The organism is Mesorhizobium sp. M6A.T.Cr.TU.017.01.1.1, assembly GCF_004023115.1.
Lineage (GTDB): Bacteria > Pseudomonadota > Alphaproteobacteria > Rhizobiales > Rhizobiaceae > Mesorhizobium > Mesorhizobium mediterraneum.
This window is the reverse complement of record NZ_RZTA01000003.1, coordinates 24,551-44,261: the sequence shown is the minus strand read 5'-3', so window position 1 is coordinate 44,261 and position 19,711 is coordinate 24,551. Positions and strand designations below refer to the sequence as shown.

Sequence of the window (19,711 nt, the reverse complement as noted above, 5' to 3'; positions counted from 1 at the left end):
GGCCCCCTCGTCGGGTTGCCCCATCCCGACCTCAAACGCCGTCCCATTATATTAGTTCCACAACCATCGGAACTTTTTCGGAAATCCGGCGTTTGTGTTTTCAGGGCTATTTTCGGGACTTGTAATCAGCTTGGCCTGCAATCTATGCATTTACGTCAGAGGGAGACGTCCGTCATGAGCCTATCCGCAACCATCGCTCCACACCTGCCGTTCCTGCGCCGCTTCTCGCGGGCCGTTTCCGGATCTCAGGAGAGTGGCGACGCGCTGGTCGCCGCGATGCTCGAAGCCATCATCGCCGACGTCGACATCTTTCCGAACGCGTCGAACGACCGCATCGCGCTCTACAAGGTCTTCGCCAGGCTGTTCACCTCGGTCGCCATCCGCGTTCCGCAAGAGCACCCGCAGTCGGCATGGGAACAGCGCGCCGCCGCCAATCTGAACGCGATCTCACCGCGCCCCCGCCAGGCCTTCCTGCTGGTCGCCGTCGAAGGTTTCAGCGAAGACGAGGCGGCGGAGATTCTCGACGTCGACGATGAGGAGTTCTCCGAACTTCTCACCGAGGCCAGCAACGAGATTTCCCGCCAGGTGGCAACCGATGTGCTGATCATCGAGGACGAGCCGCTGATCGCCATGGACATCGAGCAAATGGTCGAAAGCCTGGGTCACCGCGTCGTCGGGACTGCGCGTACCCACGTCGAGGCGGTGGCTATGTTCGCAAAGACGCGGCCAAAAATGGTGCTGGCCGACATCCAGCTTGCCGACGGCAGCTCGGGCATCGAAGCGGTGAACGAAATCCTGTCGTCCACGCCGGTGCCGGTGATCTTCATCACCGCCTTTCCCGAACGTCTCCTGACCGGCGAGCGGCCGGAGCCGGCCTTCCTCGTCACCAAGCCGTTCAATCCGGAGATGGTCAAGGCCCTGATCAGCCAGGCGCTGTTCTTCGACCGGCATGCGAAAGCCGCTGCATAGGACCGCATAGGCCCAGCCTAGCGCCGCTCTGTTTTCCACAGATCAGACGACGCTGGCCCTTTGCGGCTGGCAAACGTCCTTTGCGCCTCGAACTTTCCTGCTCGTGACGATTCAATTCGGGCCGGAAAGATTTCCAGGGATCGTCTTTTTCGGGAAATGGTGGAACAAACGGCAGCGAAAGGCGTTTTTGCCACACCATTCGAAGGAGATGGATCATGCTTTACTGGGCGCTCGTATTTCTCGTCGTCGCGATCATTGCAGGCGCTCTTGGTTTCGGCGGCATCGCCGGCACCTCGGCCGGTATAGCGCAGATATTGTTTTTCATCTTTCTCGCTTTCCTGATCATTTCGCTTATCGCGGGCTTGTTCAAACGGGCGTCGTGAACGCTAGGTGCGATCAGACACTGGGAGCCGCACCCCTCAAGCGGTTTCCAGCTACCGCCGGGCGGTGTCCTTCAACGGGACGTCGCTCGGCGGACCTGTTTTGGGAACCCATTTTTCCGTCATCCGTTCAGCCTGGACTGGGCGGGTGAAGTGCGATGCAATCCAGAGCCGGAGACATGAAAGACAGCGGACGAAGTGATGAGATCATCGCTTTGCATTCCGCTGAGAGTGGAATGCAGCTTGGCCGGGCCCTTCTCCATGCGCTGCACAATGCCGGCATCTCGGTTCTCTATCAGGATCGCGAGATGAAAACCGTCTGGGCCCGCAACATGCGCCCGCCATGGGCCTCCGATACGGCCGACAGCAACGGCAACCTGCCACTGGCGCAGGCGGAGCGTATCGGTGCGGCCAAACGCAACGTCATCGCATCCGGCAATCCCGAACATCTTGAGCTCAGCATTCCCGCCGACGATGGCGTTCGCTGGTTCCAAATATGGGTGGATGCCGATCACGACGACGGCGGCGCCGTGCAGGGCGTCGTCACCACCATGGTCGAAACGACCGAGCAGAAACGTCGCGAGCAGACCCTGAAGACGCTGCTGCGCGAGGTCAGCCACCGCTCGAAGAACCTTTTGGCCATCATCCAGAGCATCGCCACCCAGACCAGCCGTTATTCAGACACGCTCGGTGATTTCCTGACACGCTTTCGCGGCCGGCTGCAATCGCTTGCCTCATCCCAGGATCTGGTGACCTCGTCCAACTGGCGGGGAGCGGCACTGCGCGAACTGGTGTCCGGTCAGGTAGGCCGCTATGGAGCCGACCCCTCGCGCAGCCTGCGTTTCCAGGGTGCAAATCCATACCTCAACCCCAATGCCGCCCTGCATATCGGCTTGGCCATGCACGAGCTAGCCGTCAATTCGGTCAGCTACGGCGCGCTGTCGCGAGCCGACGGATTCGTCGAGGTGACGGCCGATCTGACGGCTGCTTCCGCTGGTGAGACCGCCCTGTCGCTGACATGGGCCGAAGCCATCGGAGCCAATGACAATCAGCCCAGCGAGAAGCGTTTTGGCAGTGTCGCGCTCGAGCGCGTCGTCCCTGCGTCGCTGAACGGCACGGCGACACTTGAAATCACCAGGGACCGCCTCGAGTATCGCCTTATTGTTCCTCGCGGCAATTTCGAGACCGATTGAACGGACAACAGCCGAGCCAAAGTGGACTGATACCGGCCGCCCCGGCTTTAACCACCTGTTCACCATAAAGTCCGATGCTGTTTTTCCCAGACACCGCTACGCATGACGTTTTCGATCGCAGTTTGCTGCGCAGCACGGGAGGAGTGGCCTTGACGGTTGCCGACATCAACAGGCTGGAACAGGCCGCACGCGTTTCGATGGGCGGGTTTCAGGATCTCGAAGCATCCGCGATGCCATCGCCCCGTGCTTCCCTCCCGACCCCCGGCGTCGCCGCAATTGCGCTGGCCGCGGCGGTCGTCCTGGCCGCCGCGTTCCAGTTGATCTAGAGCATCGAAACCAAAGTGGCCGGCGGGTTGTGCTTGCCTCATGTTGACCTGTTTCTCGAATCAATCGCGGCCAGCCTGCATCGGAGGAACTTTGGCGAATGTGGCCCGTTTCTTATGGCGAGAGGACCGTCGCCATGGAACACATCGCTGCCGTGCTGCTGGTCATTGGTTGTTCGAACACAATGACCGAATGCCGCGAACTGCCCGCATCGGTGAGCGTGTTCGAAACCGCTCAGGAATGCACCGCCGAGCGTCCGTTCGCCCTAGGCGATGTGCAAGGTCAGGCCCCGCGCGTAATTGCCAAATGCCTGCCCGTCGATCCGGCACTGGAGGATGATTACGACCAGATCGTCTGGAATGTGCGTCCAGACGGCACGCTCGACGCTTCCGTTGAGATTTCCAACGTCGAGGTTGTTTCGAACGGCGCGCGCCCCGTAAAAGATTCTCTTAGCCAACAATAAAATCGAGCAGGCAAAACCCTTTTTCGCATGATAAGTGACGGGTGGAGCTACAAGTGAGGCCAAAGCGAGGAGTGACTCTATGCGGAAGATGATTATTGCCATGGTTGCCGTGGTCGCAGTCAGCGGTTGCAGCACCACCGAGCGGGATGTCGGCGTCGGCGCCGGTGTCGGTGCTTTGGCCGGCGGCCTGATTGACGGAGGCAAGGGTGCGCTCGTCGGCGCAGCCATCGGTGCCGGTTCCGGCTTGCTGGTGCGCAACCTGCGCAATGGCTATTGCCAGTACCGCGACAACCGTGGCCGTCTCTATACGGCTCGCTGCTGATCCGTTCAAACGCACGAGGCAATAGAAGCAGAGACCGGCTCGTCCGGTCTCTGCTTGTTTGCGCCTTCGAAAACGGTCAGTTTGCGGCAGCGTTTCAGCCCGACAGTGGAATCCTGATTTCCACGCTCAATCCGCCATCGTGAAAATCGCGATTGATCGTACCGCGCAATTCTCGCGTCACGTTCAAATCGATCAGCTTGGTGCCAAAACCGGTTTTGACAGGTGCTTCGAGCTTCTTCTGGCCAACTTCGCGCCAGTTGAGAACCAGCGTCCTGTCGCGCCTGCGGCCTTCGACCGACCAGTCGACCTTGAGCGAGCCGACTGAGTTGCCGGTTTCGCCATATTTCAGCGCGTTCGTTGCCAGTTCGTGGAAGGTCAGGCCGAGCGCTTGCGTCGTCGTCTCGTCGAGCAGCACCTCTGGCCCCGACAATATCCCCTCGGGAAGCTCCTTGCCGAACACCTGGCCAAGCTCGATGCGCAAGAGATCGCCGAGATCGGCCTTCTGCCAGCGCGAGCGCGTCAGCATGTCCTGGGAAGCCGCCATCGCTTGCAGCCGGGCCGAAAAGGAGGAGGAGAACTCGTGGACGTCGGTGGCGTGCGACGCCGTCTGGCGCGCGATCGCCAGCACCCGCGTGATCGAGTTCTTGATGCGGTGCTTCATCTCCTGCAGCATCAGATCTTTTTCGAGCAGGCTTTTTTCCGTCGTCTCATGAAGCAGCGAGACCGCGTCGTAGGCCCGCTCCTGATAGCGTGCCACCAGCGCGATGGTTCCCGCGAGCAACAGCCCGAACAGGCCGAGCATCACCGGAATGGCACGCGAGGAGGGTTGCGAGAAGGCGCTTGTCGGCCGGAACAGGATGGTCCACGGGCGTTCCGCGATAGTGATCTTGCGGGAAACCACCAGCCTGTCGCCGAAGGTCGACACCGGCGGCGTTTCCGACTGGAACAAAAGATGGTCGGCATCCACCTTGCCGTCATAGATTTCGATATTGACCGGCAGCAGCGGCGTCCGGCTGAGCGCGGTCTGGAACAGGTCGCGGGCGCGGAAGGCCGCATAAAGAAAGCCTGATGTCGAGGATCTGGACGCATCGATGCCGTGCGGCGCGGTTTCGACGTTGAGCCGCACGAAAACCAGGAAGCCGGTGAAGGTCTGCGCAGCACCCGTTTCCTGGCCTAGCTGCACGCGCCCGGTCGCGTGCTGCTGGTCGTCGGCCATCGCCTTTTCGATCGCCTCGCGCCGCACCGGTTCGGTGAACATGTCGTAGCCGATGCTGGATTGATTGGAAGCGTCGAGCGGTTCGAACAGCGTGATGGGCGTACGCCATGGCAGCGTCGTCGTAGCCGGATAGATTGGATGGCTGGCGCCATAGTCGTGCAGGATTGCACGCTCGACCGCTGCCTCGTCGCCGGCTCTCGCCAGTCGGAGAAAGCCGATGCCGCGCAGGCCGGCGAAATTGTCGTTGATACCAAGCGCATCGAAGAACGCCTTGAACTCGCCCCGCGAAATGCCGCCATTGCGAGCCTCGAACAGCGCATGGGTCGATCGCAGCAGCGACAGATGCAGGTCGATGCGGCTATCGATCCGGTTGAGCGCGTCGTCCGCCGTCGCCTCGAACTTGATCCGCGCCGCTTCCTGCGTCGCGAAATAGGCGAATCCCGCCATCGTCAGGCTGGCCAGCGCGACGGCGATGAAAGCGACGGTCGGAAAGAACTTCTTCAATTGCTGCTGCGGCCCATGAACGGTTCCCGACCTTTATGGGCAAGTCCCCGCGCCAACACAATGGCGCGGCCAAACCATCATGACGGCTGGCATATCACATGACAGGTATTTAGCCGGCTTATTTGACGCATTAGGCGGCGATCTTCAGCGCACCTGGCCCCGGAATGGCACCGGGCGGGCACTTGCCCAGGATGATCATGCCGAGCACCTCGTCCTGGGTGACGTCGCTGGTGCGCGCCGTGCCAACGACCTGACCGTTCTTCATCACGCAGACGCGGTCGGCAAGCTCGAACACGTCGTGGATGTCGTGGCTGATCAGGAAGATGCCGATACCGTCGGCCTTGAGCTGCATGACCAGTTCGCCGACCTGCGCCGTTTCCTGCGGCCCCAGTGCCGCCGTCGGCTCATCCATGATCAGGATACGGGCGTTGAACAGGATGGCGCGCGCGATCGCCACCGACTGCCGCTGGCCGCCCGAAAGCTTGACCACCGGTTCCTTGAAGCGCTGGAAGCGGGGATTGAGCCTGCCCATCACCTTGCGCGCCTCGGCCTCCATGGCGCCATCGTCGAGCGTGCCCCAGCCGGTCATCAGCTCGCGGCCGAGGAAGAGGTTGGCGGCGGCGTCGACATTGTCGGCGAGCGCCAGCGTCTGGTAGATCGTTTCGATGCCGTATTTCTTGGCATCGCGCGGATTGGAGATCGAGGCCTCCTCGCCATTGACGAATATCTGGCCCGAGTCGCGCTTGTAGGCGCCGGACAGGATCTTGATCAGCGTCGACTTCCCGGCACCGTTGTGGCCGAGCAGCGCCACCACCTCGCCCGGGAAAAGGTCGATCGACGCGTCGTCGACCGCGCGAATACCACCAAAGGCAATCGAGATGTTCCGCATATCGATCAACGGCGTGCCTGTGCGAGCAGTTGTGTCAACCATGATCGCCCTTCCCTAAACGCGCTTGCGGTAGACGGTGTCGAGCCAGACGGCGATCACCAGGACGGCGCCGACGACGACGCTCTGAAGCGGTGAATCGATGCCGAGCAACACCATGCCGGACTGCAATGACTGCATCAGAAGCGCGCCCAGCATGGCGCCGAGCACCGTGCCGGAGCCGCCGGCCAGCGACGTGCCGCCGATGACGGCTGCGGCGATGACCAGCAACTCGTCCAGCGTACCCAGCGCATTGGTCGAGGCATTGAGGCGAGCCGACGCAATCGCCGCGCTGATTGCGGCCAATACGCCCATGATCATGAACACCTTCATGGTCACCCAGCGCGTGTTGATGCCGGCGAGTTCCGCCGCTTCCGGGTTGCCGCCAATGGCAAAGACATAGCGGCCGAAACGGGTGCGCCTGGTGATGAAGGTCATGACGATGCCCACTGCGACCGCAATCAGCACCGGTATGGCGATGCCATGGGCGATGAACAGCCCGCCTTCGGGGACGGTGATGCCGTTCCGCTGCGCGTATTGGCGCACGATGCCGATTGGCCAGGGATAGGAATTGGCGATCCACACGGCGCCGAGGATGGCGGCGCAGGCGACAACACCAAGCAAGCTCTCCGCCCAGACGGGACGCAGCGGAAACTTGAACCGCTTGCGCTGCGACCGGCCGTTGAGCAGCATGAAAGCGACGGCCGCACAGGCGAGAACGCCGACGATCCAGCTTGCGGTTGCCCCGATCGAGCCACGCGGCCCGCCACCCATGAGCTGGAACGTGGCGTCGAGCGGCGCGACGGTGCGCCCGCTCGTCATCAGCCACGCCATGCCACGCCAGATCAGCAAGCCGCCCAGCGTCACGATGAAGGCCGGAACCTCGAGATAGGCGATGATGAAGCCCTGGAGCGCGCCTATCATGAGGCCGAGCACCACACCGGCAGCCAATGCGATAATCCATATCCAGGGATTTCCCACCTGGAGCCCCATGACGCGGATGAGGAATTCGGCCTGCGCCACGCCCATCACCATGCCGATCACGCCTTCGACGGAGCCCACCGAAAGATCGATGTTGCGCATCACGATGACCAGCACCATGCCGGTCGCCATGATCGCCACCGAGGAGGTCTGCACCGACAGGTTCCAGAGATTGCGCGGCGTGAGGAAAAGCCCACCCGACAGGATGTGAATTCCAACCCAGATGACCAGCAGAGCGCCGACCATGCCGAGCATGCGTATATCGAGCTCGGTTGCCTTGAGGAACCGTCCGATGGCGCTGAGCTCGGATTCGCGCGCCCGGTCTTCGGCCGTGTGGGCGACCGGTGGGTTGGATGCCGTGTCGGTCATGATGTCCTCCGACCGGGTTGCCGTCTGGCGCGGATGCCGGAACAGAATGCTATTTGCTTTCCACGGTCATTTGAAGCGGAAAGCCTCTCGAAAAACGCCGCGGCCTGACAGCCGCGGCGTTCGTTTCCTTGCGAAATGATCCAGATCAGTTGCAGGCCGCAACGCTGCCCGCGGCGACACCCGCGCAGACTTCGTCCTTCTTGATCCAGCCGGCGTCGATGACGACGTTGAGATTGTCCTTGGTGATGGCAATCGGCGTCAGGAACAGCGACTTGACGGCATTGCCGCCCGGCGTGGTGAAGTCCTTGACGCCCGCAATGTCGGTCATCTGCTTGCCATCGGCAAGCTGCGAGGCGATCTCGGCGGCGTTCTTGCCGAGCTCTCGCGCGTCCTTCCACACCGATACGGTCTGTGTGCCGAGCGCAATGCGGTTCAGCGCTGCATGGTCGCCGTCCTGGCCGGACACCGGGACGGATCCGGCCAAGCCTTGCGCCGTCAGCGCCGCGACGACGCCACCGGCGGTGCCGTCATTGGCGGCAACCACCGCATCGACCTTGTTGTCGTTAGCGGTCAGGAACTGTTCCATGTTCTTCTGGGCGTTGGCGGGAAGCCAGCCGTCGGTATACGCCTCGCCGACATTTTTGATCTTGCCGCTGTCGATGGCATCCTTGAGCACTTCCATGGAGCCGGCGAACAGGAAATCGGCATTCGGATCGGCGCCCGAGCCCTTGATGAAGACGTAGTTGCCTTCCGGCGCCACCTTGAACACTTCGCGGGCCTGCATGCGGCCGACTTCCTGGTTGTCGAAGGTCAGATAGAACACGTCCTTGTTCTCGATCAACCGGTCATAGCCGACGACCGGAATGCCTTCGTCCAGCGCCTTTTGCACCGCCGGCCCGATGGCCGACGCATCTTGCGCAAGGATGATGAGCGCGTTGGCGCCCTGCGAGATCAGGCTCTCGACATCGGTCAGCTGCTTGCCGGGATTGGACTGCGCATCGGCGGAAATATACTTGTCGCCGGCGGCCTCGATCGCTGTCTTCATGGCGGCTTCGTCGGTCTTCCAGCGCTCTTCCTGGAAGTTCGACCACGAAACGCCAATGACCTTGTCCTTCGCCTGTGCGACCGACGCGAGCGTCAGCGACATGGCGACCCCCGCCAGGATGGCGGCTGCGAATCTCTTCATGATAGTCCTCCCTGCGCCGCGATACGGCGCGACCAAACTGGCCCGAAGGCCGGCACAAAGGCTCTATTTTTTCGAGCCTCGAAAAAATACTGGTCCAACGCCGAAGCGCTGTCAACATCAATTCTGATGGATTTTGATGTCCCTGCCGACTTTTTTCGAGCCCCGGAATAAACAATGACAGGGCCTTCTGCTTCTGCCAGTATTTGTCGGACGCTACCGACGGCTTCCGGTTCATGAGCGGCCACGGCAAGAGGGAGGAAGCAAAGGATGTCGGTTGGAATCCGTCATGACGATTTGCGTCGGCGCAACCGGGCGATGGTGATTTCGGCCGTACGCCGGGCAGGCCAGCCGTCGCGAACCGAGATCGCCGCGACCACCGGCCTCAGCCATTCGACCATATCGGCGATCTCTTCCGACCTCATCCAGGAAGGCATCCTGACCGAGAGCAAGGCGAGCGAGACCGTTTCGCTGAAACGCGGCCGGCCGCAGGTCGGCCTCAGCCTCAATCCGGAAGCGGCGGCGGTGTTGGCCGTCGTGTTGTCGCTGAATTTCCTTTCGGTCGCCGTCATCGATTATGCTGGAGAAGTGGTCGCCGAGGAACAGCGCCGGCTGGACACGCTGACCATGTCGCGCGACGAGCTGATCGACGAATGTGTCGCCATCGTCCGGCGCCGGCTCGAAGATCCCGATCTCAATATCCAAAGCGTCGCCCGCATCGCGCTGGCGATCCAGGGCATCACCGATTCCCATGCGCGCGCCATGTTGTGGTCGCCGATCACGCCGCAGACGAACATTGCCTTCGCCGACATTCTGGAACGTGAGTTCGGCATCCCGGCCATCATGGAGAACGATTGCAACATGATGGCCGTGGCGCTGCGCTGGCGCGACCCGGATCGCTACCGCGACGATTTCATCGCCATCCTGCTCTCCCACGGCATCGGCATGGGGCTGGTGCTGAAGGGCGAACTGTTCACCGGCACCCATTCCTCAGGCGGCGAATTCGGCCACATGATCCACCGGCCGGGCGGCGCGCTTTGCCGCTGCGGGCGGCGCGGCTGCGTCGAGGCCTATGCCGGCAACTACGCCATCTGGCGCAATGCAAGGCAGTTGAGCGAGAACGCCGAGCCGGTCGCCGATGTCAGCGACGCCGAGATGCGGGCACTGGCGGCCCGGGCGCGCCAGACGGACGGACCGGAGCGCGAAGCCTACCGCAAGGCCGGCGAAGCGCTCGGCTTCGGGCTCGGCAGCCTGTTCGCGTTGATCGATCCGGCGCCGGTCGCCATGGTCGGCGCCAGCGCTGCCGCCTTCGACCTGATCGAGCCGGCCCTGCGCGAGGCCATCGCTCAGACCGCCGGCGGTCAGTATTCGGGTTCGATTTCCTTCGACACCGAGCCGAACGAGCTGCCGCTGATCCGCGAAGGCTGCGCCATGCGGGCGCTGAGCTTCGTCGACCAGGAGATTTTCGCGCCGGGCGCGCAAGGGAAGTCCGGCACGGCCAGGAAGCACGTGGCCTGAATGGAAGAACGCAGCTTGAATTCAGGCAGTCTGTTCAGTCTTCCCTGATCGCATAGCCCGCGCCGCGGATGGTGCGGATGACATCGGGCATGCGGCCATTGTTGACCGCCTTGCGCAGCCGGCCGACATGGACGTCCACCGTGCGCTCGTCGATGTAGATCGTCTCGCCCCAGACATTGTCGAGCAACTGGCTGCGCGAGAACACCCGACCCGGGTGCCGCATCATGAATTCGAGCAGCCGGAATTCGGTCGGCCCGAGCCGGATCTCGCTCTTCTTGCGATAGACCCTGTGCGATTCGCGATCGAGCATGATGTCACCGACCTTCAGCACGCTGGACAGCACTTCGGGCTTGGCACGGCGCAGCAGCGCCTTGACCCTGGCCATGAATTCCGGTGTCGAGAACGGCTTGACCAGATAGTCGTCGGCCCCGGTCGAGAGGCCGCGCACCCGGTCGCTTTCCTCGCCGCGCGCGGTCAGCATGATGATCGGCAGCCGCTCGGTTTCGGGACGCACCCGAAGGCGACGGCAAAGCTCGATGCCCGAAACCGCCGGCACCATCCAGTCGAGCACCAGAAGATCGGGCACGTTTTCCTGAAGCCGGATTTCGGCCTCGTCGCCGCGCGTCACCACCTCGACCTGATAGCCTTCGGATTCCAGATTGTAGCGAAGGAGGACGCCCAGCGGCTCTTCGTCCTCCACCACCATGATGCGCGGCGCGATCATCGGCCGGTTACCCCTGTCATGTCGCCGACGCCGACATCGTCGTTTCGTCGAGCTTCGGCCGATCCGCCGGCAATTGCTGCCCGGTCACGACATAGTAGGCGTTTTCGGCGATGTTGGTGACATGATCGCCGATACGCTCGAGATTCTTGGCGCAGAACAGAAGATGCGTGCAGGCGGTGATGTTGCGCGGGTCCTCCATCATGTAGGTCAGGAGTTCGCGAAAAACCGCCGTGTATTTCACGTCGATCTTCTCGTCGGCGGCGCGCAGCTCTTTCAACGCGCCGGCGTTGCGCGACACATAGTGCTCGACCACGCCGCGGAGCTGCTCGAGAACGAGATCCGCCATCGCGTCGATACCGTGCGAGAGATTACGCGGCGTGGCGCTCTGCCCGACGGCGCTGACCCGCTTGGCTATGTTCTTGGCCAGGTCGCCGATGCGCTCGAGATCGCCGGCCATCCGGATTGCGCCAACCACGGCGCGCAGGTCTTGCGCCATCGGCTGCCGCTTGGCGATCAGCGTGATCGCGCTGTCGTCGAGTTCGCGCTGCCGCGCATCCATGATGGCGTCATCCGAGACGACGCGCTGCGCCATCGCATTGTCTGACGCAAGCAACGCGCGGATCGACGCTGCGACCATCGCGGCGGCGAGCTCGTCCATGTCGCGGATCAGCCTGTCGATGTGCTCCAATTCCTCGTCGAAAGATGCGACGGTATGTTCACCCATGATACTGTCCTCGTGCTCGAAAATTCGCCGGACCGCTTAGCCGAACCGGCCGGTGATGTAGTCCTGGGTGCGCTTGTCGTCGGGGTTGGTGAACATCTTGTCGGTCGCGCCCTCCTCGACCAGATAGCCGAGATGGAACATCGCCGTGCGTTGCGACACACGCGCTGCCTGCTGCATCGAATGGGTGACGATGACGATCGTGTAGTTCTGGCGCAGTTCGTCAATCAGTTCCTCGACACGGGCGGTGGCGATCGGATCGAGCGCCGAACAAGGCTCGTCCATCAGGATCACTTCCGGCGACACAGCGATGGCGCGCGCAATGCACAGACGCTGCTGCTGGCCACCGGAAAGGCCAGTGCCCGACTCGAGCAGGCGATCCTTGACCTCGTTGAACAGGCCGGCCTTCTTCAGGCTCGATTCGACGATGCCGTCCAACTCCGCCTTGCTCCTGGCCAGACCGTGAATGCGCGGACCGTAGGCGACGTTTTCGTAGATCGACTTCGGAAACGGGTTCGGCTTCTGGAACACCATGCCGACGCGAGCTCGCAGCTCGACGACATCGATTTTCGGGTCGTAGACATCCTCGTTGTCGAGCGTGATCTTGCCGCTTACCCGCGCGATGTCGATCGTGTCGTTCATTCGATTCAAGCAACGCAGAAAGGTCGACTTGCCGCAGCCCGATGGGCCGATCAACGCCGTCACCTGGTTCTCGCGGACATCGAGATCCACGTCGAACAGAGCTCGCTTCTCGCCGTAATGAACGGAGACCTTTTCGCCCTTCATCTTGATCGAAGGCTCGTTGGTTCCGCTACTCAGTTTCTGCTCGACGCTGGCTTCCGTCATGATGTTCATATCCTCTACTCCTTACCAGCGCCGCTCGAAGCGCCTGCGCAGTATCACCGCGATGGCATTCATGATGACCAAAAATACCAGCAAAATCAAAATCGCCGCCGAAGTCTTCTGCTGGAACCCCGCTTCAGGAAAATCGGCCCACATGAATATCTGCACCGGCAGGATCGTCGCGGGATCGGTGAAGCCACCGGGAATGTCGACGATGAAGGCGACCATGCCGATCATCAGCAACGGCGCGGTTTCACCCAGCGCATGCGCCATTCCGAGGATGGTGCCGGTCATGATACCCGGCATCGCCAGCGGCAGGACGTGATGGAATACGGTCTGGACCTTGGACGCTCCGATGCCAAGCGCCGCCTCGCGGATCGACGGTGGCACGGCGCGCAGCGAAGCGCGTGAGGCGATAATGATGATCGGCAGGGTCATCAGCGCCAGCACCATGCCGCCGACCACCGGGGCCGAGCGCGGCAGGCCGAAGAAATTCAGGAATACGGCAAGTCCAAGCAGGCCGAAGACGATCGAAGGCACCGCCGCCAGATTGTTGATATTCACTTCGATGATCGTCGTCAGCCGGTTCTTGGGCGCAAATTCCTCAAGATAGATCGCCGCCGAAACGCCGATCGGGAAGGCGATGGCGAGCGTTACGATCATGGTCAGGAACGATCCGACGACCGCGCCCCAGATACCGGCCAGTTCCGGCTCGCGGCTTGCGCCGGTGAAGAAGAAGATCGAGTTGAACCGGCTTTCGATCAGGCCGGCGCTCTTCAGCGTATCGAGCCAGACGATCACCTTGTCCGAAATCTTTCGCGATGCTTCCGGCGTGTCGATGACCCGCAGGAATGCCTGGCCGCTCGCGGCTGGCGCCGTGCTGTCCAGCGCCTCGATCACCGTGCCCTTTGCGACCGCCGTTCCGTTGGCCCCAGGCGACAGCGCGGTCAGCTTGACCGTGCCGCCATTGAACGCGACCAGCAGCGACGACGCGCCGCTCGTCAGCGTGAGCATGCCGTTTTCGCCCTCGGTCGCACCATGGCCGCGCGCCAACGCCAGCATGGCATCGTCGCCGAAGGTCAGATCGATGTCGCCGCTGCTTTGCGAAGGCGTGACGCTTGTCGAAATCGCCTCGTCCGAACCGACGTCGGCAAGCAAACCCTTGAGATAAAGGTCGGCAAAATCGTCAAGTGGAACCGCGTAGTCCACAGTTCCTCCGAGCATCCCCGGATCAGCAGCGATATCTTTGCGCAGGAACACGCCTGTGCCCGTGGAAATCAGTCCGCGCAGCAGGCGCTTGTCCTGACGGCTCGTCACATCCGGAAATTTTGCCGTAAGCGCTTCCTGGGCGATGGCGTCGTAGTTGACGGCGTCGAGTTTCGCCGGGTCTACCTTGGCCGCCGAAAGATCGATCGGCAGCGTCAGATAGTTCTGCCGCAGCGCCGGGATCGCCTGCGTGACGATCGTCGACAAGAGCAGCACAAGGAACAAGCCGGCCAACGCGACGGCTGCGGCGCCAAGCCATTTGAACCACGTTTCCGCGCGGTAACGGCCCTTCAGCCGTGCCTTCGCGGCATCGTCGGTATGAATGCTGACCGGCCGTCTGCCGGCGCCGAATGACGCGATCGCATCAGTCATATTGCTCTCGGTATTTCTGGACGACGCGCAAAGCGACGATGTTGAGGGTAAGCGTGATGCAGAACAACACCAGGCCGAGCGCGAAGGCTGCAAGCGTCTTGGCGCTGTCGAATTCCTGATCGCCCACAAGCAGCGTCACGATCTGCACCGTCACTGTTGTGACCGCTTCGAGCGGGTTGGCCGTGAGGTTTGCCGCCAGCCCTGCGGCCATGACCACGATCATTGTTTCACCGATCGCGCGGCTGACTGCGAGCAGCATCGCCGAAACGATGCCCGGAAGGGCCGCCGGAAGGATCACCTTGCGGATGGTTTCAGACTTGGTCGCGCCGAGGCCGGCGGAACCGTCCCTCAGGGATTGCGGAACGGCGTTGATCACATCGTCGGAAAGCGAGGAAACAAAGGGAATGATCATGATGCCCATGACCACGCCTGCGGCGAGCGCGGATTCTGACGCAACGTTGAGACCCAGGCTTTCGCCCAGACCACGGAAGTAGGGCGCAACCGTCAGCGCAGCGAAGAAACCGTAGACGACGGTCGGAATGCCAGCAAGGATTTCCAATACCGGCTTTGCGACCGCGCGGACGCTTTTGGAGGCGTAATCCGAAAGATAGATCGCAGCCATCAGCCCGATAGGCGCAGCTACCAGCATGGCAATGAAGGTGATGAGCAACGTGCCGGCAAACAGCGGCACCATGCCAAAAATGTCCTGGTTGACCGCCCCGGCTTCCGCTCCGGCGCCGGTGAAGGCGCTCTGTGGCGACCAATGCGTGCCGAACAGGAACTTATAGAGCGGCACCTGTTGGAAGAACCGCAAGGATTCAAAGATGAGCGACAAGACGATGCCGATCGTCGTCAGGATCGCGACCGCCGAACAGGTGATCAAGAATGCGCGAAGAACGCGCTCGACCACGTGGCGCGCCCGGTAGGCCTGTGCGATGCGCGAATAGGCCCAGTAAAATCCGGACGCGGACAGTATGAGCGCGATCCCCCAGATGATCCAAGCGCTGGTCGCATGGATCGATTTGTAGACGGCCGCGGCCGCCTCTTTCGTGGGATCGGCGAAGCCGACAAGCCCGCCAAAGGCCATCGCGCGAGCGTCGCGGATGAAAGCTTCGACCTGCGGAATGCCCATTCCCGACAGCTCGGCGGAGAAGCGGTCGGCAATGATCGACGATTCAATTCCCGGCGTCACCATCGACCACAGCACGATCGCAAGCAGCGCGGGACCGGCGGCAAAAAGCGCCAGGAACATGCCATGCTGGCCAGGCAGCGAATGCAGCCGGGCGACGTCGCCATTGACACTGGCAATGGCGCGTGTGCGGCCTATCCAATAGGCCGCAGCAGCCAGAACTAACAGAAGAACAACGAGATAACCGACCATGATTCAGGACGTCCCCTCGACCGCCGGCCATTCACCGGCTCAAAGCACGGGACGTTGGTCCCGCGCTTTGTGCTTTAGAGCATGAGGGTCAGAGCTGATATTTGCCCGGACCCCGAAAAAATCAGGAGCCCATGCCCTTCAGGGCCTTGGCGTTTTCGGCCCACGTGGCGCGCTCGGCGTCCGGCAGCGGGATCAGGCCCTTGTCGGCCAGATAACCCTCAGGACCCCATGCACCCTCCGAGGTGTACTCTGCGATGAACTCTTGCATGCCGGGGATGACGCCGACATGCTCTTTCTTGGCATAGATAAAGAGCGAGCGGGAAACGCCGTACTTGCCGGATGCGATGTTTTCGAAGGTCGGCTCGACGCCGTCGACCTTGTGGCCCTGCAGCTTGTCGGCATTCTGGTCAAGGAACGAGAAACCAAAGATGCCGAAGGCATTGGGGTTGGCTTCCAGCTTCTGGACAATCAGATTGTCGTTTTCGCCGGCCTCGACAAAAGCGCCGTCTTCGCGGATTTCGCCGCAGCCCTTTTCATTAGCCGCCTTCACCTCTTCCTGGCAGGCCGCATCCATGACGAGTTCAACGAACGCGTCGCGCGTGCCAGACGTGGGCGGCGGGCCAAGCACTTCGATCTTTGTCGCGGGAAGCGACGCATCGACATCCGACCAGTTCTTGTAGGGGTTGGCGACGACCTTTCCGTCAACTGCGACATTCTTGGCGAGCGCCTTGAAAACCTGTTCCTTGGTCAGATCGACGACAGTCCCTGCCTTCGAGTTGGCGAGCACGATGCCGTCGAAGCCGACCTTGATCTCGACCGGCGTCACGCCGTTTGCCTTGCAGGTTTTAAGCTCGCTGTCCTTGATGGCGCGCGAGGCATTGGTGAAGTCGGCGGTATTTTCGCCGACGCCCTGGCAAAACAGCTTCATGCCGCCGCCGGTGCCGGTCGATTCGACGACCGGGGTCTTGATCTGTCCGCTCTGGCCGAGCTTTTCGGCGACAGCCGTCGTGAATGGGAACACTGTGGACGAACCGACGATTTGAATCTGGTCGCGCGCGGCGGCATAACCAGCCGACGTGGCGAGCGCAAGCGCCGCGGCCGACGCCGTAAGGAGAAATTTCTTCATGTGGCCTGCTCCTGTTCGGAATATGGTCTCTCGGCGCCATTCCTTCGGCGCCCGCTGAGGCCAATAGCCCCCGATTATAACAGTCGCATGACAGTTTGATGTCAGCCCGGTAACGCCGCACAGCCATGTCGAAAGGGAAGCGCCGCGGGTCTCGCCGGCACAGCCGTGGTTTGCCGCTGGAATCAGCAGCTTGCACGGTTTCCAGCCGGCATTTCCTCGGACAGGCGGTGCAAATTTGCGTCGAAAAAGAAAATCCGGGCGGGAGCGCGTTGCATGCGGCCAAAGGAGGTCATGGCCGCGCCATCGCCGAAACAGGTCCGTTGGGGTAAATCTGACCCTGTTTCTTGCCGGCGGTCGCTGCTCCCGCCCGTAACTGGAGGAGCGGAACTCGAATGTGCTTATTGTCCCAACCTGGCGCACGCTTTGGTATGGTGCGATCGCACCATAGTCTCGTCCGCAACGCGTCGCCGAATCTCAAGTGAACTTCTGCAGCCTGACGCGGATGCCTACCCCGCGTTGCGCTGGATTTCGCCGTCCGCGCCGAGCCAGCGCTCGACCTTTTCGAGCAAGGCCCTGGGGCTGATGGGCTTGGGCAGGTAATCGTCCATGCCCGCCTCCAGGCACCGTTCGCGATCACTCTTCAGCGCGTGCGCGGTGACGCCGACGATCGGGACATGCGTGCCGGTCTCTTCTTCCCGCCGCCGAATAGCGGCGGTCGCGTCGTGGCCGTTCATCTCAGGCATCGAAACATCCATCAGGATCATGCGCGGATTGAGCCTGCCGAAGGCATCGAGCGCCTTGCGGCCATTGCCGACGATCTCGAAGCCGTAGCCGGTTTCGCCGAGAATCTGAGTGAAAACCATTTGGTTCACCTCGTTGTCCTCGGCAACGAGGACATCCAGCCGATGCCCGGTGGCCTGCCGGCGTGCTGGTGCGGGGACGAACCGGTGGCGGCTGCAGCAGCGCCCGCCCGGACGCGGCTCCGTATACGGGCAGCGGCGGTTGCACCGGCGATGACTGCGCCATGTCGTTCTCGGAACCGCCGGCCGGCGGCTCGTCGGTGGAATGTGTCCCACAAGCATTAACGTTCCGCTAACCTTAACAGATCGTGACCAGTGCGGCGGATTTGGAATTCGCTCGTTGCCGCTAGAACCGAAGCCGCGTTACAATCCCGTAAGGGTGTTGTCGATGTTGGGACGGATTCTGCCTTTTTTGCTATGCCCGATGCTGCTGTTCGGGAGCGGCTGCTCGCGCAGTTATGACGGCACCGTCGTCATTCCAAGGCCGCTCGATGTCCGGCGGTTCTGGGACAGGCCGCCGCAGCAGGCGCAAGCCGAACAGCCCCAGTTGCAGACCGATGTGTTTCCTGTGGCGCCCGAAACGCCGAAAAAAGCCGAGGTCCGCAGAACCAACACCCCCGTGGCGCCGAGAAGGCAAATCACCAGGATTTCCAAAGATCCGCCGACGCCGTCATCCGAGCCGGCAAAACCGCTCACTTGCAGGAATATCAGCCAACCCGGAAAACGGGTCCGCATGGTCTGCGAATAGCCGACCGGCATTCAAACGGTGATCTAAATTAAGCTCCACGGGGTCAGTTTTCGGGGAAGAAAGCCGGCCCGACCACCCTTACCGGCCGCGTTTCGGTTAATTTTTCGATCGACTGATGCTGAGCGGCGCCCTTGGCTTCGGCATTGGGAGCCCCGAGATCCGGAGCTTTGGCATCGGGTCCGAGAATTTCTGCAACGGCGCCAAGATCCGGCTTTGTCGTCGGCAATGGAATGATGGCGTTGGCCATGTTGGCGGGCGTTACCGTCCGCGCCCTGAGTTCGGCGACCCGCCGAGAATAACGCTTGACGCTACACGCCTTGAAATTCGCGTCGTCGCGGTACCTGAAAGCGGTCGCAAGCTCTGTGTAGAGTTTTCGCGTCTCGAGAGCGACCATCGCTTCGGTCTCGAGGCTGGCATCCTCCAGCGTATAGAGGTCGACACCTGGATCGTCGCAAATGTAGCGGCACTGATCGACGGTCTCCTTCAGATCGTCTCTTTTGGCGAACTGCGATTTTGGCGCGGGGAAGAAATATCCGTCCGACAGGCGCACGCAAAACAGCATCGGGCTGCCAGCATATTTCAGGCCAGCGGACTGGGTTTTGGCTGCCGAACGCTGGTCCTGCTGCTGCTCTTTCTGCCGATTCTGTTGCTTGGCGGTGGGCGCGCAGCCCAGGGCGGCGAACCTGGCCCGCAGGCCGGCTGTATTCCTGCGCGCATTCGATGCGGCCGCGATCTGGCGTTGCACCTCTGCCTTGCTCCTGACGAGATCGGCACAAGGGTTGAAGAAGAACCCGACCAGCGAACTTTTGGCCGAACATTGGCGCTGTTTCTCCAACCGTTGGATCGCAACAAGCTGCCGGCGAAACTGCGCAAGCTGCGGGCTCGACCCGCCGCCGCGTTCGGCCGAACGCATTTGGCTTTTGATCGCGCTGCAACTATCCGCGTATGAAGAGGAAGTGCCGAGCATAAATGCCGTCACCAATACCGGCAAAAGAAACATGTCAGACCAGAAGCGTGTCATTGGAGCGACCATTGCCATTGTTTCTGCCGATAACCTGGAACCGCATTCTTTGTTGATGGTGAATAAGGGTTCTCTAAATGAGCACCACCTAATTCCAGCGAAATTGCAGTTTCAAGAGACCTTAATACTAGTGTATTACATGTATTCGCGTAAATTCAATATTGCACTTTTGTTTCAAGATTGAGACGAAACCAAAAACAACGCCGGCTACCCGCGCCACTGCCGAAAATTTGACCAGACTGGCAGGTTTCGGACTCCTCGATCGACCGGTGAATTTCCGATCAATCCGGCGTTACCGGCAGTTTCGCACTGAAACCTTTGTCCTGTCTTCGGCGTTAAATGGCCATTGCAGCGCCGCGCGT

Annotated in this window: 20 protein-coding genes and 1 pseudogene; 9 read left to right on the top strand and 12 right to left on the bottom strand. The window is 61.6% G+C overall.

The genetic code is table 11. The annotated features are described in order from the left end of the window. Positions 1-174 precede the first annotated feature (174 nt). From EOB36_RS01595 to EOB36_RS01575, 6 genes are all read left to right on the top strand, one after another. On the top strand, positions 175-969 hold the full coding sequence (locus tag EOB36_RS01595) for a response regulator (protein WP_128284125.1): 795 nt from the start codon (positions 175-177) through the stop codon (positions 967-969). A gap of 215 nt (positions 970-1,184) precedes the next feature. Beyond that, positions 1,185-1,352, top strand: a complete 168-nt coding sequence (locus EOB36_RS01590) for a DUF1328 domain-containing protein (RefSeq protein WP_023797107.1) — start codon at positions 1,185-1,187, stop codon at positions 1,350-1,352. A 155-nt stretch (positions 1,353-1,507) separates the two neighbouring features. After that, positions 1,508-2,542 (top strand): sensor histidine kinase, encoded by a 1,035-nt coding sequence (locus EOB36_RS01585; protein ID WP_095487162.1) that lies wholly within the window; start codon positions 1,508-1,510, stop codon positions 2,540-2,542. Positions 2,543-2,685: 143 nt separating this feature from the next. Further along, positions 2,686-2,868: a hypothetical protein gene (locus EOB36_RS34265; protein ID WP_245467561.1), complete on the top strand. Its 183-nt coding sequence runs from the start codon at positions 2,686-2,688 to the stop codon at positions 2,866-2,868. A gap of 134 nt (positions 2,869-3,002) precedes the next feature. Next, positions 3,003-3,329 (top strand): hypothetical protein, encoded by a 327-nt coding sequence (locus EOB36_RS01580; protein WP_128284124.1) that lies wholly within the window; start codon positions 3,003-3,005, stop codon positions 3,327-3,329. Positions 3,330-3,408: 79 nt separating this feature from the next. Continuing rightward, positions 3,409-3,651 carry a YMGG-like glycine zipper-containing protein gene (locus EOB36_RS01575; RefSeq protein ID WP_095487166.1) on the top strand — a complete coding sequence of 81 codons (243 nt, stop codon included), beginning with the start codon at positions 3,409-3,411 and terminating at the stop codon, positions 3,649-3,651. Between the two features lie 94 nt (positions 3,652-3,745). On the opposite strand, the gene EOB36_RS01570 is transcribed toward EOB36_RS01575, so the two are convergent. The 4 genes from EOB36_RS01570 to xylF all read right to left on the bottom strand — a co-directional run bounded on the left by EOB36_RS01570 (position 3,746) and on the right by xylF (position 8,832). Further along, positions 3,746-5,371 (bottom strand): CHASE domain-containing protein, encoded by a 1,626-nt coding sequence (locus tag EOB36_RS01570; RefSeq protein WP_128284123.1) that lies wholly within the window; start codon positions 5,369-5,371, stop codon positions 3,746-3,748. A gap of 130 nt (positions 5,372-5,501) precedes the next feature. Then, a complete protein-coding gene (locus tag EOB36_RS01565; protein ID WP_095487170.1) occupies positions 5,502-6,302 on the bottom strand; it encodes an ATP-binding cassette domain-containing protein in 801 nt (266 codons plus the stop codon). 12 nt (positions 6,303-6,314) lie between these two features. Then, positions 6,315-7,646, bottom strand: a complete 1,332-nt coding sequence (locus tag EOB36_RS01560; RefSeq protein WP_126104624.1) for a sugar ABC transporter permease — start codon at positions 7,644-7,646, stop codon at positions 6,315-6,317. Between the two features lie 145 nt (positions 7,647-7,791). Further along, entirely contained in the window at positions 7,792-8,832 is a 1,041-nt protein-coding gene (gene xylF / locus EOB36_RS01555; protein WP_095487174.1) for a D-xylose ABC transporter substrate-binding protein, read from the bottom strand. A gap of 267 nt (positions 8,833-9,099) precedes the next feature. Here xylF and EOB36_RS01550 point away from each other — a divergent pair, with 267 nt between their 5' ends. Then, positions 9,100-10,347 (top strand): ROK family protein, encoded by a 1,248-nt coding sequence (locus EOB36_RS01550; protein ID WP_128284122.1) that lies wholly within the window; start codon positions 9,100-9,102, stop codon positions 10,345-10,347. A 34-nt stretch (positions 10,348-10,381) separates the two neighbouring features. Here EOB36_RS01550 and phoB read toward each other — a convergent pair whose 3' ends face one another. The 7 genes and pseudogenes from phoB to EOB36_RS01515 form a co-directional block, all read right to left on the bottom strand. Next, positions 10,382-11,071, bottom strand: coding sequence for a phosphate regulon transcriptional regulator PhoB (gene phoB, locus EOB36_RS01545; RefSeq protein WP_031254097.1), 690 nt, complete (start codon positions 11,069-11,071; stop codon positions 10,382-10,384). A 16-nt stretch (positions 11,072-11,087) separates the two neighbouring features. After that, the gene (gene phoU, locus EOB36_RS01540) at positions 11,088-11,795 is read right to left on the bottom strand and encodes a phosphate signaling complex protein PhoU (RefSeq protein ID WP_126104622.1); all 708 of its coding nucleotides are present in this window, start codon (positions 11,793-11,795) and stop codon (positions 11,088-11,090) included. A gap of 36 nt (positions 11,796-11,831) precedes the next feature. Continuing rightward, positions 11,832-12,647, bottom strand: coding sequence for a phosphate ABC transporter ATP-binding protein PstB (gene pstB, locus EOB36_RS01535; protein WP_095487180.1), 816 nt, complete (start codon positions 12,645-12,647; stop codon positions 11,832-11,834). A gap of 12 nt (positions 12,648-12,659) precedes the next feature. Then, entirely contained in the window at positions 12,660-14,273 is a 1,614-nt protein-coding gene (pstA, locus tag EOB36_RS01530; protein ID WP_126104621.1) for a phosphate ABC transporter permease PstA, read from the bottom strand. Continuing rightward, entirely contained in the window at positions 14,266-15,654 is a 1,389-nt protein-coding gene (gene pstC / locus EOB36_RS01525; protein ID WP_126104620.1) for a phosphate ABC transporter permease subunit PstC, read from the bottom strand. Before pstC ends, pstA begins: the two co-directional genes overlap by 8 nt. 121 nt (positions 15,655-15,775) lie before the next feature. Continuing rightward, positions 15,776-16,780 carry a PstS family phosphate ABC transporter substrate-binding protein gene (locus tag EOB36_RS01520; RefSeq protein WP_128284121.1) on the bottom strand — a complete coding sequence of 335 codons (1,005 nt, stop codon included), beginning with the start codon at positions 16,778-16,780 and terminating at the stop codon, positions 15,776-15,778. A 506-nt stretch (positions 16,781-17,286) separates the two neighbouring features. Next, a pseudogene (locus tag EOB36_RS01515) lies at positions 17,287-17,749 on the bottom strand (response regulator); the annotation flags it as partial. Between the two features lie 219 nt (positions 17,750-17,968). Here EOB36_RS01515 and EOB36_RS01510 point away from each other — a divergent pair. Next, the gene (locus EOB36_RS01510) at positions 17,969-18,328 is read left to right on the top strand and encodes a hypothetical protein (protein WP_095487188.1); all 360 of its coding nucleotides are present in this window, start codon (positions 17,969-17,971) and stop codon (positions 18,326-18,328) included. Between the two features lie 43 nt (positions 18,329-18,371). Here EOB36_RS01510 and EOB36_RS01505 read toward each other — a convergent pair whose 3' ends face one another. After that, a complete protein-coding gene (locus EOB36_RS01505; protein WP_245467555.1) occupies positions 18,372-19,073 on the bottom strand; it encodes a DUF2865 domain-containing protein in 702 nt (233 codons plus the stop codon). A 34-nt stretch (positions 19,074-19,107) separates the two neighbouring features. Between EOB36_RS01505 and EOB36_RS34840 the strand changes: the two genes are divergently transcribed. Next, positions 19,108-19,533, top strand: coding sequence for a hypothetical protein (locus EOB36_RS34840; RefSeq protein WP_245329978.1), 426 nt, complete (start codon positions 19,108-19,110; stop codon positions 19,531-19,533). The last annotated feature ends 178 nt before the right edge of the window (positions 19,534-19,711 follow it).

Coding starts and splice junctions, on each gene's coding strand:
- EOB36_RS01595 (WP_128284125.1), top strand. CDS start 175: ATGAGCCTATCCGCAACCATCGCTCCACACCTGCCGTTCCTGCGCCGC.
- EOB36_RS01580 (WP_128284124.1), top strand. CDS start 3,003: ATGGAACACATCGCTGCCGTGCTGCTGGTCATTGGTTGTTCGAACACA.
- EOB36_RS01520 (WP_128284121.1), bottom strand. CDS start 16,780: ATGAAGAAATTTCTCCTTACGGCGTCGGCCGCGGCGCTTGCGCTCGCC.
- EOB36_RS01590 (WP_023797107.1), top strand. CDS start 1,185: ATGCTTTACTGGGCGCTCGTATTTCTCGTCGTCGCGATCATTGCAGGC.
- EOB36_RS01575 (WP_095487166.1), top strand. CDS start 3,409: ATGCGGAAGATGATTATTGCCATGGTTGCCGTGGTCGCAGTCAGCGGT.
- phoU (WP_126104622.1), bottom strand. CDS start 11,795: ATGGGTGAACATACCGTCGCATCTTTCGACGAGGAATTGGAGCACATC.
- pstA (WP_126104621.1), bottom strand. CDS start 14,273: ATGACTGATGCGATCGCGTCATTCGGCGCCGGCAGACGGCCGGTCAGC.
- EOB36_RS01560 (WP_126104624.1), bottom strand. CDS start 7,646: ATGACCGACACGGCATCCAACCCACCGGTCGCCCACACGGCCGAAGAC.
- EOB36_RS01565 (WP_095487170.1), bottom strand. CDS start 6,302: ATGGTTGACACAACTGCTCGCACAGGCACGCCGTTGATCGATATGCGG.
- EOB36_RS01550 (WP_128284122.1), top strand. CDS start 9,100: ATGTCGGTTGGAATCCGTCATGACGATTTGCGTCGGCGCAACCGGGCG.
- xylF (WP_095487174.1), bottom strand. CDS start 8,832: ATGAAGAGATTCGCAGCCGCCATCCTGGCGGGGGTCGCCATGTCGCTG.
- phoB (WP_031254097.1), bottom strand. CDS start 11,071: ATGATCGCGCCGCGCATCATGGTGGTGGAGGACGAAGAGCCGCTGGGC.
- pstC (WP_126104620.1), bottom strand. CDS start 15,654: ATGGTCGGTTATCTCGTTGTTCTTCTGTTAGTTCTGGCTGCTGCGGCC.
- EOB36_RS01510 (WP_095487188.1), top strand. CDS start 17,969: ATGTTGGGACGGATTCTGCCTTTTTTGCTATGCCCGATGCTGCTGTTC.
- EOB36_RS01585 (WP_095487162.1), top strand. CDS start 1,508: ATGCAATCCAGAGCCGGAGACATGAAAGACAGCGGACGAAGTGATGAG.
- pstB (WP_095487180.1), bottom strand. CDS start 12,647: ATGAACATCATGACGGAAGCCAGCGTCGAGCAGAAACTGAGTAGCGGA.